Here is a 14,435-nt window from a genome sequence, read left to right as displayed (position 1 = left end):
ATGGACGAACGACACCGCATCCGGCTGGCCGCTCCCGCCGCCGCGTTCCACGACGCCTTCCTCCTGGGGAACGGCAGTCTGGGCGCGACGGTGTACGGGCGGGCCGGGGTCGAGCGCGTCGACCTCAACCTCGACACCGTCTGGTCGGGCGGTCCCGGGAGCCCGGAGAGCGGCCCTCCGGCCGGCGAGCTGCTTCCCGAGCTGCGGCAGGCGATCCGCGAGCGCGACCACCTGCGCGCCGACCAGCTCGCCCGTTCCCTGCAGGGGCCCGGCTACACCCAGTCCTACCAGCCACTCGGGTGGCTGGAATGGAGCTACGCCGCGGACCGTCCCCTTGACGGCTACCTCCGCGAGCTCGACCTGGCCGAGGCGGTCACGACCACGACCTATGGGCCGGTGCGGGTGGAGAGCTTCGTCTCGGCACCCGACGGAGTCCTCGTGATGTCGGCCACGGGTGGGGACGAGGTCGCCGCGCCCGCGTTCCGCTCGGAGCACCCGACCATGGAGATCGAGCAGCGGGAGGAGAAAGGCGTCCACTGGCTCGTGGCCACCGGGCGCGCGCCGGCACACGTGCTGCCGAACTACGTCGACGCGGAGCCGGCCGTCGTCTACGCGACCGAGGAGGGGATGGGGTTCGCCGTGGCCGTGGCGGTGCACCGGACCGGCCCCGGAGAGGTACGGCTCATCGCCGCCGCGGCGAGCGGTTTCCGCGGCTACGATCAGCGGCCCAGCACCGATCGCCGGTCGATAGCCGCCGAGGCCGAGCAGCGGGTCGCGCGAGCCCTGTCCATCGAGACGTCGAAGCTGCGGGCGCGACATCGCGAGGACTACCGCGGCTACTTCGACCGGGCCGATCTGGACCTCTCGGGATCCGGGTCCGAGGCAGCCGGGGCCGAGCTCTTCTTCCACCTCGGCCGGTACCTGCTGATCTCGAGCTCACGCCCAGGTACCCAGGCGGCCAACCTCCAAGGCATCTGGAACGTCGACGTCCGTCCCGGCTGGAGCTGCAACTACACCACCAACATCAACCTCCAGATGAACTACTGGGCGGCGGAGTCCACCGGGCTCCCCGAACTGCACGAGCCGCTGTTCCGGATGACGCGCGAGCTCGCCCGGAGCGGAGAGCAGACGGCTCGCCGGTACTACGCGGCCCGCGGCTCGGTCGTGCATCACAACACCGACCTCTGGCGGTTCTCCACGCCGGTGTCCGGCGATCCCCAGTGGGCCAACTGGCCGTCGGGGCTCCTGTGGCTGTCGGCTCACTTCTGGGACCACCTCGACTACGGGGCGGACGACGAGTTCGCCGCGGAGACCGCTCTGCCGGTTTTCCGGGCGGCGGCGCGATTCGCACTGGACATGCTGGTTCCGGACGGGCGAGGCGAGCTCGTGATGAGCCCCTCCACCTCGCCCGAGCACCACTTCCTCGTCAGCGCCTCGGCTCACGCGGCCGTGTCCGAGGGAACGGCGATGGACCAGGAACTGGTCCGCGAGGTGCTGGCGCGATACGTGAGCCTGGCCCGGCGCTACTCCCCTGAGGAGGAAGACCAGGTAGAACGGGCCCGGACCGCGCTGGCCGACCTGCGCGATGTGGCGGTCGGAACGGGTGGCGAGCTGCTCGAGTGGTACGACGAGCGCCCACCGCGCGAGCCGGGCCACCGCCACCTGTCCCACCTGTACGGCCTGTATCCGGGCACCCGCATCACCGAAGCGGCCACACCGGACCACTTCGCGGCCGCTCGCCGGGCGCTGCGGCACCGCCTGGAACACGGCAGCGGCTACACCGGATGGAGCCAGGCGTGGACCCTCTGCCTGGCCGCCCGCCTGCGTGACGCGGAGCTCGCCGAGCGGGCGATCTCGATCCTGCTCAACGAGCTGAGCTCGGAATCCCTGCTCGATCTGCACCCGCATGGCGACTGGCCCGGCGGCAACATCTTCCAGATCGACGGCAACCTGGGCGGTGTCGCCGGGATGACCGAGCTGCTCGTGCAGAGCCATGAGGGAGCGATCAGCCTGCTCAAGGCGCTGCCGCCGAGCTGGCACACCGGATCAGCACGAGGCATCCGCTGCCGCGGCGGACATCAGGTCGAGCTCGCCTGGCGGGCGGGGACCTTGGCCCGTGCGGACGTCACGGCCGGCCGGCCCGGAAGGATGGTCGTCGAAATACCCGGGGACACCCCGCCCTTGAACGTCGTCGACGAAAACGGCACGCACGTGCCTCTTGCCGAGGTGGGGGGAGCGATCCCCGGCCGGCTCCGCCTGGCGTGGAACGGCCTGCCCGGCCGTCGCTACACGGCCCGCACCTGAGCGGCTGTGGCGCCCCCTCACGCACGTGCTTCTCCTTGTCGGTGAGCCGGCGTGCGGTGCCCGAGGCTGCTCAGTTACCTGAGATGGGAGATGTACGGCTCAGTCCAGAGACATGAGCTACCGCTCTTGTCAGCGGTCGGTGGCCCGGTCAACGCCCTTGTGTACCCGCACCGTGCGGTCGATGAGCTCGCGCAGCGCGCTCTCGTCGACGTCGTCGAGTCGCTTCAGGTAGAGGCATCCCTTTCCGGTCCTGTGCGGACCGAGCCGGGCCAGCACGGATGCGTGCCGCTCCTCGAACCCGCCCACCAAATAGACGACGAGTTGCTGCTTGCGTGGTGAGAAGCCCGCCAAGGGCCAGTCACCCGTGCGCCCACTCGCGTAGGTGTAGCGGTAGCTGCCGAAGCCGACGATGCTGGGGCCCCACATCACCGCAGGCTCACCGGTCACCTCGCACAGAATCGCGCGGAGGCGCTCCGCGTCGGCCTGTCGGCGTTCGTCAGAGACTGCGGCCAGGAAATCGTCCACGCTGGCGTCAGTCGGGACCGTCACCGGCTGTTTCGAGGTCACCATGACGTCATGCTCCCACGCCGGTGTGACAAATAGTGGTGGGCACAGGGGACCCCGATCCCGGCCGTCGCGAACCCCAGTACCACGGGCGTACACCTGCTCCCAAGAGCGTAAAGCGAGGACGAAATCCGTCAACTCAACCTGAACGCCGACAACTACCCGCGAATGCCGACAGCTTCAACTGCGACCGACAGTTTTTGTCCCATCCAGATGAAGTTGGCGGAACAGACACGTGTTGAACTGCGACACGACACCTAGGCTCGGACGACTTCGAGCGGAGCTGTTCAGGTCTTCCTTTCGGCGAGAATGCCTCAAGGCCGGTGGTCGTGGCGGTATCGACGGCGGGCGGCAGAAGTGTGCAGCCAGGCGGCAATGCGGCCTGCCGATCCATCCGCGCAAGGTTCACCCCACCTGGTCCCACGGGATGGCCTCGATGCGCTCGACGTGCTCCTCGCCCCACTCCCCGAGCGGCGCCATCGCGGTGTTGAGCGAATGACCGAACTCGGTGAGCGAGTACTCCACCTTCGGCGGGACCTGGTGATAGACCTCACGATGCAGCAGCCCGGTGGCCTCCATCTCCCGCAACTGCAGGATCAGCACCCGCTCGCTGATGCCGGGCACCGCGCGCCGCAGCTCCCCGAAGCGCAGGGGACCATCCTGGAGCGCGAAAAGGATCAGTCCTTTCCACTTGCCTCCCATGACGGCGATGGCCGCGTCGAGACCGCAGGTGAACGTCCGCTTCTTCGTCTCCTTCACCGACCCATACTCACACTTATGTCAGTACCCGGCAAAAAAGTAGGTACTTGAGAGAATGCAGGTGCTCCAGCCAGCATGAATCAGGCCCGCGCCAAGACCACGACGGTCTCCAAGGCAGCGCGCTCGCCTTCCTGTCTCTGTGGCTGGAGTACGCATATGACTGCAATGAACCTGACACCGGTGACCATCATCGGACTGGGCTCGATGGGCTCGGCACTGGCCGAGGCCTTCGTCAAGGCCGGACACCCGACCACCGTCTGGAACAGGACCGCCGCCAAAGCCGCGCCCCTCATCGCCATGGGAGGCAGGCATGCGGAGGCCATTGAGGACGCGGTAACGGCAAGTCCCCTGGTCATCACCTGTCTGACCACCTTCGAGGACACCCGGCCGGCACTGCGGCCGGCCGGCGCGTCGCTGCGTGGGCGGGCCCTGGTCACCCTCAACAGCGGATCCCCGGCCGGCGCCCGCGAGACGGCCGCCTGGGCCATCGACCATGGCGCCCGGTTCCTGGCCGGGGCGGTCAAGAACGTGCCCTCGGCCGTGGGAGCGCCGGACACCCTGCTGTACTACAGCGGCGACAAGACGGTCTTCGAGGAGTTCGAGACGGCCCTGAAGGTGCTGGGCGGCGACACCGTCCACCTCGGCGACGAGGCCGACCTGGCTGCCCTGTACGAGATGGCGGTGGGCGCCATGCTGCTGCCGGCGCTCGTCGGCTTCTTCCAGGGCGCCGCCGCGGTCCAGGCGCGCGGGCTGGAGGTGAACACGATGGTGCGCTTCGCCGGCAAGTGGCTGGACATGATCAAGTCCCTGCTGCCGATCTACGCCAAGGAGATCGACGGCGGCGACTACACCGACGCCGCCTCCTCGGTGAACCTCTTCCTGGCGGGGGTGGCCCACGACGAGGACCTGGCCAAGGAGACGAACGTCGACACGGCCTGGCTCGGCCCGCTCCATGACCTGGTGAGGCGGGCGGCTGAGGCAGGCCACGGCGATCACAGCATCTCGGCCCTCACCGAGGTGCTCAGAACGCCGGTGGGACAGCCATAAGCCGGACGGGTCCAAGCCCGGACGAAGCGTCCCATCAAGACCGCACCTGACGAACTGGCCGGACCGGCTCACCTCATCGGTAGGAGTCGATAAGCCGTGCGAGGTGCCTGCCGGCGATCTCCAGCGGCGCCTCGCTCTGGGACACCTGCGCCGACAGCTCCGCGCCCTCCAGCATGTTGATCACGCTGTGGGCGAGGTCGTGCGCCACGTCGTCGGCGAAGCCGGAGCGGCTGAGTTTGTCGCGGACCAGCGTGCGCCAGTTCTCGTAGGCGTCCTCTGCGGCCTGCTGGATCTCGGGCACCCGGCCGGCGCTCTCCAACGCCGTGGTGGTGACGGGACAACCGTCCATCCAGCCGGACTCGCGCAGCCCCTTGGCCAGGTCGCGGGTGCAGGCGACGATCGCCGCGGCCGGATCGTCCTCCTGGTCGAACGCCGCGCGCAGGAATTCCGCGAACTCTCTGTCCCCGTGGCGGACGGCCTCGACCGCCAGTTGCCGCTTACCGCCCGGGAAGAAGTGGTAGACCGAGCCGAGTGTGGCCTGCGCCTCCTGGGAGATCTGCTTGAGGCCCGTCGCCTCGTACCCCTGCCGCTGCATCAGGCGAGAGGTCGTCCGGACGATCCGCTCCCGGGTGCCGATCTCGTGCTGGGTCCGCATGGCTCCCATCGTACTGAATAGAGCGCTCGTTCTAGTCGTGTGCTACCGTGCCGTCTAGATAGAGCGTTCGTTCTAGTGGTCGGGAGAGCGTGGATGAAGTCTGTGACGGTGATCGGGTTGGGCCCCATGGGACACGCCATGGCAGGCGCCTACCTCGACAGCGGCTACGAGGTGACCGTGTGGAACCGTACTCCTGCCAGGGCAGACGAACTGGTGGCGCGGGGCGCGAGGAGAGCGGGATCCGTCGAGGCGGCGCTCACCGCCAACGAGCTGGTGGTGCTGAGCCTGACCGACTATGACGCGATGGATGCCATCCTGGCCCAAGCCCCGCGTACCGCCCTGGTCGGACGTACCCTGGTCAACCTCACCTCCGACACCCCGGACAGGGCACGTCAGGCGGCCGTGTGGCTGGCCGAGCGCGGGGCCGTGCAGATCACCGGGGGCGTGCAGGTGCCGCCTCCGGGCATCGGCACGCCGGACGCGATGACGTACTACAGCGGCCCCAAGGACGCCATCGAGGCGCGCCGGCCCGCCCTTGAGGTGCTGACCGGGATCGACTACCTCGGCGAGGACCCGGGATTGGCGGCGCTGTACTACCAGATCGGGATCGACATGTTCTGGACGGCGCTGGCAGGCTACCTGCACGGCCAGGCGGTGGCGGAGGCCAATGGCATCTCGGCGGAGGATTTTCTGCCGCACGCGGTGAAGACCATGGACCTCCGCTATTTCCTGGAGTTCTACGCGCCGCGCATCACGGCAGGCAACCAAGAGGGGGACGTCGACCGAGTCTCCATGGGCGTGGCGAGCCTGGAACACGTGCTGCGCACCACACAGGCGTCCGGCGTTGATGGCTCACTTCCGGCCGCCGTCCTGAAGATCTTTCGCCAAGGCGTCACCGCCGGCCACGGCCAAAACAGCCTCACGAGCTTGATCGGCGTGCTGAAGCAGCGATGATGTATCACCGATCCAGTCCCAGGAGAGGGCCTCGACGCTTCCATGTGCGCTTGCCTGCTCGTCGGACGGGGCCGTCATCTTGACCTGGCCGATGTCGGAGTCGATCACGTCGCGTTGTCGGTGAACCTGTGTGAGGTGCGTTGGCTTTGCCAGATCGCGCCGGAGAAGGTCTCCATCGAACGGCGCGGCCTGATCCGCCGGGACCCGCAGCCCGGCGCGGGCCGGGTGCTGCGTGCCCGCCTCACCCGCAAGGGCCTGTCCACCCTGCGGCGCTGCGACCGCTCCGTCGACGAGATCGACGCGGTCATGCCGACTGCCTCAACGACATCACGGCCCATGGCGCGAGTTCGACGTCGAGGTCCAGCACGCCGCTGTCGGGCACGGTCAGCGTGAACCTGAGGAGCGAGTCGGCGACTCCGCTCAGGTACTCGCTCTCGGCTCGGGACAGGTTGAGGGGGGACCCGAGCCGGTACCAGGCCTCGGCGGCGTTCCCGTGCTCCCAGTCCACGATCTCGACGAGGAAAGTGGCGCCCGGCTCCAGTCCGCCGATCGAGTGGTGGATCCTGCGGCTCGGCCCCATCTCGGCCAGCGCGCGTGCCGCCGGGTAGGAGTTCTCCGAGCCGACACCCCTCGTGCCCATGTCCTCGGGGTAGTTGAAGAACACCGCCGAGACGGCCGACGTCCGGCTGTCACGGGTCACGACCCCGTCGGGCGTCGCGAGGAGCAGCCGGTCGCCGAGCCGTTCCAGCATCGTGAACGCGTGGAACGTGGGCTTGTGGATGCCGCCCTCGTTCACCAGGCCGAACCCGCCGTGGAACGGTCCCATTCCGGCGCCTCCCTCCTCGAACACGTCCGTGAAGGTCCAGTAGGAGATCGAGTCGGCGAGGGTGGCGCCCCTCAGATACGACCGCGTGATGGAGGTCGCCGCGAACGGCGTGTCGTGGATGAAGTCGCGGGCCGACGGCGACGTCGACCACTCCGTGATGTGGATCTCCGCCTCGGGATAAGCGCTGTTGTTCACGAGCTTGCGCAGGAGGGTCAGGTCGTCGAACGTCGCATCGGCGTACCGGGTGATCTGCACGGCCTCGCCGTCGGTGCCGTACGCGAAGTCGGTGGGGTACAGGTGGGTGGAGATGAAGTCGATCGGGAGTTCGCGCTCCGCGCACCAGGCGATGAAGTCCTCGATCCATACCGGGCGCCAGTCGAGCGCGTCCACGTCGGCCGCGGCGGCCGTCTCGTGCATCGCGGACCGGTCCTCGACCTCGCCCTTGTAGCGGTCGTCGGGCACGAAGACGCTGGTCGCGGGCCCGCCCACCTTCAACGCGGGATCGATCTTCTTGATCGCCGTCACGGTCTGCTCGTAAAGCTCGAAGTACTCGGTTTTCGTCCCGGTCCAGAAGTGGGGAACCAGGTTCGGCTCGTTCCACACCTCGAACCGCCACTCCCGCACCTCGGCGAGGCCGTACCGGTCGATCCAGTGCTCGACCGACCTCGTGACCAGCTCGACCCAGCGCGCCATGTCCTTGGGCGGGCTGCAGTGAGCGCCCCACCAGAACACCGTCTCCGTCTCCGTCGCCAGCTCGCGCGGCATGAAGCCCAGCTCGACGAATGGGCGGACCCCGCAGTCCACAATGAAGTCGAACACCTTGTCCACATAGCTGAATGTGTGCACGGGCGCGGCAAGGGGCGTGTTCGGGCCGAAACCGCTGCCGTAGCTCTCCCGGTACACGAACATGTCGTCGTGAAAGACGCCGTGAAAGCGGACGTACTGGAATCCGCATGCGGTGACGGCCTCGGCGAATTGCTGCCGCCAGTCCGCGCGCAGTGCCTCGTTCGCCCGTCCGGCGCCGATACACCTGCTCCAGACGTGCGGAAGCGCACTCTCGTCGCACAGCCTGCCGTCGATCCGGAATCGGGTCATGATCTCACTTCTCTTCAGGAAAACGTTGGTGAATGGAGCGCTGCTAGCCCTTGACGGCGCCCAGCGACAGGCCCGACTGCCAGTACCGCTGCAGGCTCAGGAACGCGATGATCAACGGGATGATGGTCAGCAGCGCGGACGTGATCACGAGATTCTGGATGAGGACGCCGTTCCCCGCCGTCGAGCCCAGCTTGTTCCACTGGTTGATTCCGACGGTCAGCGGATACCAGGCGGGATCCTTGAGCATGATCAACGGCAGGAAATAGTTGTTCCAGATCGACACGAACGAGAAGAGCAGGACCGTCACGCTCGCCGGGGCGAGCAGCGGGAGCGCGATCTGGAGAAAGGTCCTGAACTCCCCGGCGCCGTCGATCTTCGCGGCCTCCAGCAGGCCGGTGGGCACGGCTTCGGCCGTGAACACCCACATCAGGTACAACCCGAAGGGGTTGATGAAGGACGGGATGAGAATCGCCCACGGGGTATTGGTCATGCCGACGTGCGCGAACAGCAGGAACTGCGGGATCGCCAGGGCGATGCCGGGGACGGAGATCGATCCCAGCACGACGAAGAGAAACACCCGCTTGCCCCTGAAATCGAGTTTCGCCAGGGCGTACCCGCCGAGGGCGGCCAGGAAGGTCGACACGGTCGCACCCACGACGACGTAGAGAACGGTGTTGAGGAGCCAGCGGGAGAAGATCCCGTCCTGGTAGCTGAAAACCTGCACGATGTTCTCCCACAGGGCGAACTCGCGACCGGGTGCGAGTCCGAACGACGACACGAAGTCGGCCTGCGACTTGGTCGCGTTGATGACCAGCCACACGAGCGGCAGCAGGCAGTACAACATGAACAGAGCTGTCATCACGGTGAGGGTCGTGCTCTTCTTGGGATTCTCCACCGTGTAGAGCCGGCGGCTACTGATCGGGTGCATTCCTCAACCCTCTGATCTGGACGACGTAGGCGACGGTGATCGTGATCGCCGCCATGACGAGCGCGAGTGCGGCCGCATAGCCCTGCTGGGACCCGGTGAACGCCAGGTTGTACGCGTACAGGTTGGGCGTGTAGAAGGTGGTGACGCCGCTGTTGGCCACCATCGAGGGCAGGATCTGCGGTTCGTTGAACATCTGGAAGGTGCCGATGATCGAGAAGATGATCGTGACGACCAGGGATCCGCGCAGTGCCGGCAGCTTGATCGCGCGGACGATCTGGAGCTCGTTCGCCCCGTCGATCGCGGCCGCCTCGTACAGTTCGCGGGGGACGGCCTTGAGCGCGGCGTAGAAGATGAGCATGTTGAAGCCGGTGAACGCCCACGTCACCATCAGCCCGATGGAGATGAGCGTGGTACCGGGGGCGAAGGGATCGATGTCCGTGCCCAGAGCGTCGTTGAGGCTGCCGAACAGGCCGTACTTGACGCCCAGCAGGAATCCCCACATGAGAGTCGCCACGATCGCCGGCACCGCGTAGGGGAGGAAGATCGTCACCCGCATGAACCTGGTGCCGTGCACCCGCATGGAGTCCAGCGCCAGCGCCAGCGCCATGGCGAAGAGCAGCATGATCGGCACCTGGACGAGCGTGAACCGGAAGACGCGCCCCACCCCGTCCCAGAACTGGGGATCCTGGAACAGCTTGCCGTAGTTGGCGAATCCGACGAACGTGTTGCCCCCGACGAGCTTGTCCTGGAAGAGGCTGAGGTAGGCGGCGTACAGGATGGGCACGATGAACACCAGGGCGAACAGCGCCCCGAAAGGTGCGATGAACGCCAGCCCGATCTGTGACTTGCGGCGCTTGCGAGCCGGCGCCGGATGCTGTGCGGCATCCGGCGACGCCATGGCCGAAGCGGTGAGGCCGACCCGACGTGCCAGGCCCATGTCCGTGTTCCTTCCGATTCGTTGAGGTGGCCCAGGGCTCGCTAGTCCACTTGGAAGCCCTGCTCGTTGCCGTACTGGATGCAGCGCTGCTTCCACTGCTCGAGGATCTCGGCGAGCGAGCCCTTGCCCGTGGTGTAGAACGGCGATGCGAGGTCGCCGTAGACCGAGCGTGCCCACTCGAAGAACGGCGGGTACTGCCAGCCGCTCCCGACGATCTCCGAGGCCTCGGCCAGCACCGCGCCGACCTTCTGGTCGCCGAAGTACTGGTTGGCCTTGCTCTGGAACGCCTCGCTGTCCAGGACCGACGTGTTCGGCACGAAGGCACCCGCGTCGACGCGGGACGAGAGACCGGCGCCGTGCGTGAAGTACTCGAGGAACTTGAAAGCCGCGTCCTGGTGCTCGGCCGCGGCCGGGATGCCGAAGGAGCTTCCGCCGTTCGCCGCTCCGACCTTGTCTCCCTGCTTCCACTGGGGCATCAAGGCGACCCTGAAGTCACCGGCGGCCTTCGGTGCGCGCTCCGGCAGCGTGGAGGTCAGCCAGCCGCCCATGGTCTGGGTGGCGAGGCTTCCGTCGTTGAGCGTCCGGTTCCAGTCGTCGGACCATCCTGTGATCTTGGTGTTGATCAGGCCCTCGTCGAGCATCTTCTGCCAGAAGGCCACGGCCCTGGTCGTGCCCTCGTCGGTGAAGTCGATGTGCACTTTGTTGCCGTTCACCTTGAACGGGCGGCCACCGGCCTGCCAGATGAGCGAGAGCAGGAAGAAGATGTCTCCCGTGTCCTGGGCGATGTAGTGGTCGCCGCCGAGCCCCCGAACCTTCTTGGCGGCCTCGTAGTACTCGTCCCACGTGGCCGGCGCCTTGTCGATGCCGGCCTTCTTGAGGGTGGCCGTGTTGTAGAACAGCGCCGAAGGACCGTAGTCGGACGGCAGCGCGTAGACCTTGCCGTTGACCGTCACGTCGCTCCACGCGCCCGGGACGTAGTCCTTCCTGAAGTTCTCGACGCCGTACTTGCCGAGATCGGCGAGCTTGCCGGGAATGGCGAAGTAGGGCACCGCGAAGTACTCGAACATCACGACGTCAGGTACGCCGGAACCGGCCTGGATGGCGTTGTCGAGCGCCTTGTACTCGTCCTGGGAGGAGCCCGCGTTGACGACCTCGACCTTGATGTTCGGGTTCGCGGCCTGGAAGCCCGGGACAGCCCCCGCGACGGTGCCGTCCCAGCTCCAGACCGTGAGCTTCACCTGTTGGTCACCGCCGCTGCCGGTCGCGCTTCCGCCGCCGGAGCCGCCCGAGCAAGCGGTCAGCGCGAACAACGGCACCAGTACCGCTGAAAGGAGTCTTGTCTTCTGGGAGAGCCGCATCGAGCCTCTCCTCTCGTCCTGGAGGTGGGTCCGAAACTATTTCGAAACTTGTTCGGTGCTGGCAGGACACTAGGTGGTGTGTCTGTTCCGTGTCAACGGGACGAACAGCGAGGATGTCGGGCGGCAATGGACGGAAGGGTCCGTGGTAGATTCGAAATAGTTTCGAAGTCCGAAAGGAGCCCTGATGTCACGGCGAGGTCGTTCGGAGCGAGCTACCTTGGCGGACGTCGCCCGATTGGCCGGCGTCTCGCCGGCGACCGCCTCGAAGGTCCTCAACGGGCGGAGTGATGTGGGCGCGAGCACGCGTGAGCATGTCCTCGGGGTCATGGCCGAGATCGGCTACATGCCGACGGCGGTGCGACATGAGCGAACCCGCGACCGGACCCTCGTCACGGTGCTCGACATCGTGGAGTCCCGTTATGCCGGGACGGTGCTCCAAGGGGTACTCCTGGCAGCGACCTCCGCGCAGGCCGAGCTCCTTCTTCGCCTGCCGCCCGACGAGCCGATCAGCACGAGCCGTACGGCGGCCCGTGCCTGGATGGAGGAGCAGAAGGCGTCCGGTGTCGTCGGTGTCATCGCGCTCGCCGTCGCCGTGCCCGACTCGGTGCTCCTCGCCGCGGAGGAGTTGGAGGTGCCCATCGTGACGATCGACCCGATCGATACGACCGAATCGCGTCTTGTCAGCATCGGCTCCACCAACTGGGCGGGCGGTCGCTCGGCGACCGAGCATGTCATCAAGCTCGGCCACCGCAGGATCGCCTGGATCGGCGGGCCGCTGGGCTCTGCCCCTTCGCTGGAACGCTTCCATGGATACCAGGCCGCGCTCGACTCGGCCGGCGTCGCGCCGGATCGTGCGCTGATCCGCCACGAGGCGTTCTCCGTCGAGGCGGGGCTGCGGCACGGCCATGACCTGCTCGCGCTCGACGAGCGGCCGACCGCGATCGTCGCGGGCAACGACGAGATCGCCGTCGGGGTCCTCGCCGCGGCCAAGGAGCTTCACATCACCGTGCCGGGAGAGCTGTCGGTCACCGGGTTCGACGACACGCCGCAGACCCAGTGGACCACGCCCCGGCTCACGTCCGTCCGGCAGCCTCTCGTCGGCATGGGCCGGATGGCGGTCGAGACCGTCCTCGGCATGGCGGACGGCGTCCAGCCCGCCTCCCGGCACCTCCAACTCGCGACGACCCTCAGCGTCCGCGACTCGACAGGCCTCGCCCCTTCGTCCTGACCCACCCAGGTTCAGATGCAAAATATGAAACTTTCATGGCCTGCCGTCCCCCGCGGGAGAAACGGGCGAAAGTTTCGGTGCGCATCGTTGGTGGCTGAGGCCCTGTAGCCCCGAAGCAGGCAGCCGAATGTGTCTGAAACTTTTCATAGCTGCCTTGACATGTTTCGGAAGCATTTCCACACTGAGTCACCAAGTGACGCCTTGATGGCGTGTCCCCACGTGTTCCCGTTTCCGTATCTCAGACATGGAGGCTCAGGCATGGGCGCAAACGCCATACCCTCGTCTGAAACCAGGCGGCCCTTGAACGGCTTACGCTGGTCCCTGATCGTCGGTGCTCTCGGCGTGCTCGCCGTGATCATGGCGCTGATGGCGCCGCTCCGCGCCGACGCCGCGGCGAGCACGCTCGGCGCGGCCGCCGCGCAGAGCGGGCGGTACTTCGGCACCGCCATCAGCGCGGGCAGGCTCGGCGACTCGCAGTACACCACCATCGCCGCCCGCGAGTTCAACATGGTGACGGCCGAGAACGAGATGAAGATCGACGCCACCGAGCCGAACCGGGGGCAGTTCAACTTCACCAACGGCGACCGCGTCTACAACTGGGCCGTGCAGAACGGCAAGCGGGTGCGCGGCCACACCCTGGCCTGGCACTCCCAGCAGCCCGGCTGGATGCAGTCGCTGTCGGGCAGCAGCCTGCGCCAGGCGATGATCGACCACATCAACGGCGTCATGGCCCACTACAAGGGCAAGATCTACGCCTGGGACGTGGTCAACGAGGCCTACTCCGACAGCGGAGGCGGGCGGCGCGACTCCAACCTGCAGCGCACCGGCAACGACTGGATCGAGGTCGCCTTCCGCACCGCGCGCGCCGCCGACCCGGCCGCCAAGCTCTGCTACAACGACTACAACATCGACAACTGGACCTGGGCCAAGACCCAGGGCGTCTACAACATGGTCCGCGACTTCAAGCAGCGCGGCGTGCCGATCGACTGCGTCGGCCTGCAGTCGCACTTCAACGGCAACAGCCCGTACAACAGCAACTACCGCACCACCATCTCCAGCTTCGCCGCCCTCGGGGTGGACGTGCAGATCACCGAGCTGGACATCCAGGGCGGCTCCGCGCAGACCTACGCCGCCGTGACCAACGACTGCCTGGCGGTGGCCCGTTGCGCCGGCATCACGGTGTGGGGGGTGCGCGACCAGGACTCCTGGCTCGGCGCCAACGCCAGCCCGCTGCTGTTCAACGGCGGCAACAAGAAGCCCGCCTACGACGCGGTCCTCAACGCCCTGAACGCCGCCAACCCCGGCCCCACGCCCACGGTGACCCCGACGCCGCCCGGCGACAACGGCCAGATCAAGGGGGTGGCCTCCGGTCGCTGCCTGGACGTGCCCAACGCCAGCACCACGGATGGCACCCAGGTGCAGTTGTGGGACTGCAACGGCCAGTCCAACCAGCAGTGGAGCTCGACCTCCGCGGGTGAGATCAAGGTGTACGGCAGCAAGTGCCTGGACGCCGCCGGCACCGGGAACGGCACGAAGGTGCAGATCTACGGCTGCTGGGGCGGCGACAACCAGAAGTGGCGCGTCAACTCCGACGGGAGCATCGTCGGCGTGCAGTCGGGACGCTGCTTGGACGCCGTCGGCGCGGGCACCGGCAACGGCACCCAGATCCAGCTGTACGACTGCTCAGGCGGCGGCAACCAGAAGTGGACCTGGAGCGGGCGTTCCTGAAGCCGCGTCGGTAGGCCCATGGCTTCGCCGCAACCGGTGGCCGGTTGCGGCG

General features: G+C 67.3%; 12 protein-coding genes. 5 read left to right on the top strand and 7 right to left on the bottom strand.

The window, feature by feature from the left end; all coding sequences use genetic code 11:
- On the top strand, positions 1 to 2,304 hold the full coding sequence (locus AB0J87_RS56650) for a glycoside hydrolase family 95 protein (RefSeq protein ID WP_363982950.1): 2,304 nt from the start codon (positions 1 to 3) through the stop codon (positions 2,302 to 2,304).
- Between the two features lie 129 nt (positions 2,305 to 2,433).
- Here the strand turns inward: AB0J87_RS56650 and AB0J87_RS56645 are convergent, their stop codons facing one another.
- Both AB0J87_RS56645 and AB0J87_RS56640 read right to left on the bottom strand, forming a co-directional pair.
- Positions 2,434 to 2,874, bottom strand: coding sequence for a DUF1801 domain-containing protein (locus tag AB0J87_RS56645; protein ID WP_363982947.1), 441 nt, complete (start codon positions 2,872 to 2,874; stop codon positions 2,434 to 2,436).
- A gap of 399 nt (positions 2,875 to 3,273) precedes the next feature.
- The gene (locus AB0J87_RS56640; RefSeq protein WP_350737682.1) at positions 3,274 to 3,627 is read right to left on the bottom strand and encodes a helix-turn-helix domain-containing protein; all 354 of its coding nucleotides are present in this window, start codon (positions 3,625 to 3,627) and stop codon (positions 3,274 to 3,276) included.
- 180 nt (positions 3,628 to 3,807) lie between these two features.
- Here AB0J87_RS56640 and AB0J87_RS56635 point away from each other — a divergent pair, with 180 nt between their 5' ends.
- Complete coding sequence (locus AB0J87_RS56635; RefSeq protein WP_363982943.1) at positions 3,808 to 4,674, top strand: NAD(P)-binding domain-containing protein; 867 nt, start codon at positions 3,808 to 3,810, stop codon at positions 4,672 to 4,674.
- Positions 4,675 to 4,747: 73 nt separating this feature from the next.
- Here AB0J87_RS56635 and AB0J87_RS56630 read toward each other — a convergent pair whose 3' ends face one another.
- Entirely contained in the window at positions 4,748 to 5,329 is a 582-nt protein-coding gene (locus AB0J87_RS56630; protein WP_363982940.1) for a TetR/AcrR family transcriptional regulator, read from the bottom strand.
- A gap of 93 nt (positions 5,330 to 5,422) precedes the next feature.
- Between AB0J87_RS56630 and AB0J87_RS56625 the strand changes: the two genes are divergently transcribed.
- Entirely contained in the window at positions 5,423 to 6,283 is an 861-nt protein-coding gene (locus AB0J87_RS56625; RefSeq protein ID WP_363982937.1) for an NAD(P)-binding domain-containing protein, read from the top strand.
- 304 nt (positions 6,284 to 6,587) lie between these two features.
- Here AB0J87_RS56625 and AB0J87_RS56620 read toward each other — a convergent pair whose 3' ends face one another.
- Genes AB0J87_RS56620 through AB0J87_RS56605 form a run of 4 tightly spaced genes read right to left on the bottom strand, consistent with a single transcriptional unit; the run spans position 6,588 to position 11,427 of the window.
- Positions 6,588 to 8,204: a beta-xylosidase gene (locus AB0J87_RS56620; RefSeq protein WP_363982934.1), complete on the bottom strand. Its 1,617-nt coding sequence runs from the start codon at positions 8,202 to 8,204 to the stop codon at positions 6,588 to 6,590.
- Between the two features lie 43 nt (positions 8,205 to 8,247).
- Complete coding sequence (locus AB0J87_RS56615; protein ID WP_363982931.1) at positions 8,248 to 9,132, bottom strand: carbohydrate ABC transporter permease; 885 nt, start codon at positions 9,130 to 9,132, stop codon at positions 8,248 to 8,250.
- Positions 9,116 to 10,069, bottom strand: a complete 954-nt coding sequence (locus tag AB0J87_RS56610; protein ID WP_363982928.1) for a sugar ABC transporter permease — start codon at positions 10,067 to 10,069, stop codon at positions 9,116 to 9,118. The genes AB0J87_RS56615 and AB0J87_RS56610 overlap by 17 nt, the downstream gene beginning before the upstream one ends.
- A 41-nt stretch (positions 10,070 to 10,110) precedes the next feature.
- Positions 10,111 to 11,427, bottom strand: a complete 1,317-nt coding sequence (locus AB0J87_RS56605) for a sugar ABC transporter substrate-binding protein (RefSeq protein WP_363982925.1) — start codon at positions 11,425 to 11,427, stop codon at positions 10,111 to 10,113.
- A 217-nt stretch (positions 11,428 to 11,644) separates the two neighbouring features.
- On the opposite strand from AB0J87_RS56605, the gene AB0J87_RS56600 reads away from it, so the two are divergent.
- Positions 11,645 to 12,655, top strand: a complete 1,011-nt coding sequence (locus AB0J87_RS56600) for a LacI family DNA-binding transcriptional regulator (protein ID WP_363982922.1) — start codon at positions 11,645 to 11,647, stop codon at positions 12,653 to 12,655.
- A gap of 300 nt (positions 12,656 to 12,955) precedes the next feature.
- The gene (locus AB0J87_RS56595; protein ID WP_363982919.1) at positions 12,956 to 14,383 is read left to right on the top strand and encodes an endo-1,4-beta-xylanase; all 1,428 of its coding nucleotides are present in this window, start codon (positions 12,956 to 12,958) and stop codon (positions 14,381 to 14,383) included.
- The last annotated feature ends 52 nt before the right edge of the window (positions 14,384 to 14,435 follow it).

The sequence above is a fragment of the Nonomuraea sp. NPDC049625 genome (genome assembly GCF_040675285.1).
Classification (GTDB): Bacteria; Actinomycetota; Actinomycetes; order Streptosporangiales; family Streptosporangiaceae; genus Nonomuraea; species Nonomuraea angiospora_A.
The sequence above is the reverse complement of the archived record's forward strand: the minus strand, read 5'-3'. Positions and strand labels throughout refer to the sequence as shown.

Bases quoted from the DNA above. Each gene is read 5' to 3' on its own strand.
- AB0J87_RS56650 (WP_363982950.1), top strand. From the start codon at position 1: ATGGACGAACGACACCGCATCCGGCTGGCCGCTCCCGCCGCCGCGTTC.
- AB0J87_RS56645 (WP_363982947.1), bottom strand. From the start codon at position 2,874: ATGGTGACCTCGAAACAGCCGGTGACGGTCCCGACTGACGCCAGCGTG.
- AB0J87_RS56630 (WP_363982940.1), bottom strand. From the start codon at position 5,329: ATGCGGACCCAGCACGAGATCGGCACCCGGGAGCGGATCGTCCGGACG.
- AB0J87_RS56625 (WP_363982937.1), top strand. From the start codon at position 5,423: ATGAAGTCTGTGACGGTGATCGGGTTGGGCCCCATGGGACACGCCATG.
- AB0J87_RS56620 (WP_363982934.1), bottom strand. From the start codon at position 8,204: ATGACCCGATTCCGGATCGACGGCAGGCTGTGCGACGAGAGTGCGCTT.
- AB0J87_RS56615 (WP_363982931.1), bottom strand. From the start codon at position 9,132: ATGCACCCGATCAGTAGCCGCCGGCTCTACACGGTGGAGAATCCCAAG.
- AB0J87_RS56610 (WP_363982928.1), bottom strand. From the start codon at position 10,069: ATGGGCCTGGCACGTCGGGTCGGCCTCACCGCTTCGGCCATGGCGTCG.
- AB0J87_RS56605 (WP_363982925.1), bottom strand. From the start codon at position 11,427: ATGCGGCTCTCCCAGAAGACAAGACTCCTTTCAGCGGTACTGGTGCCG.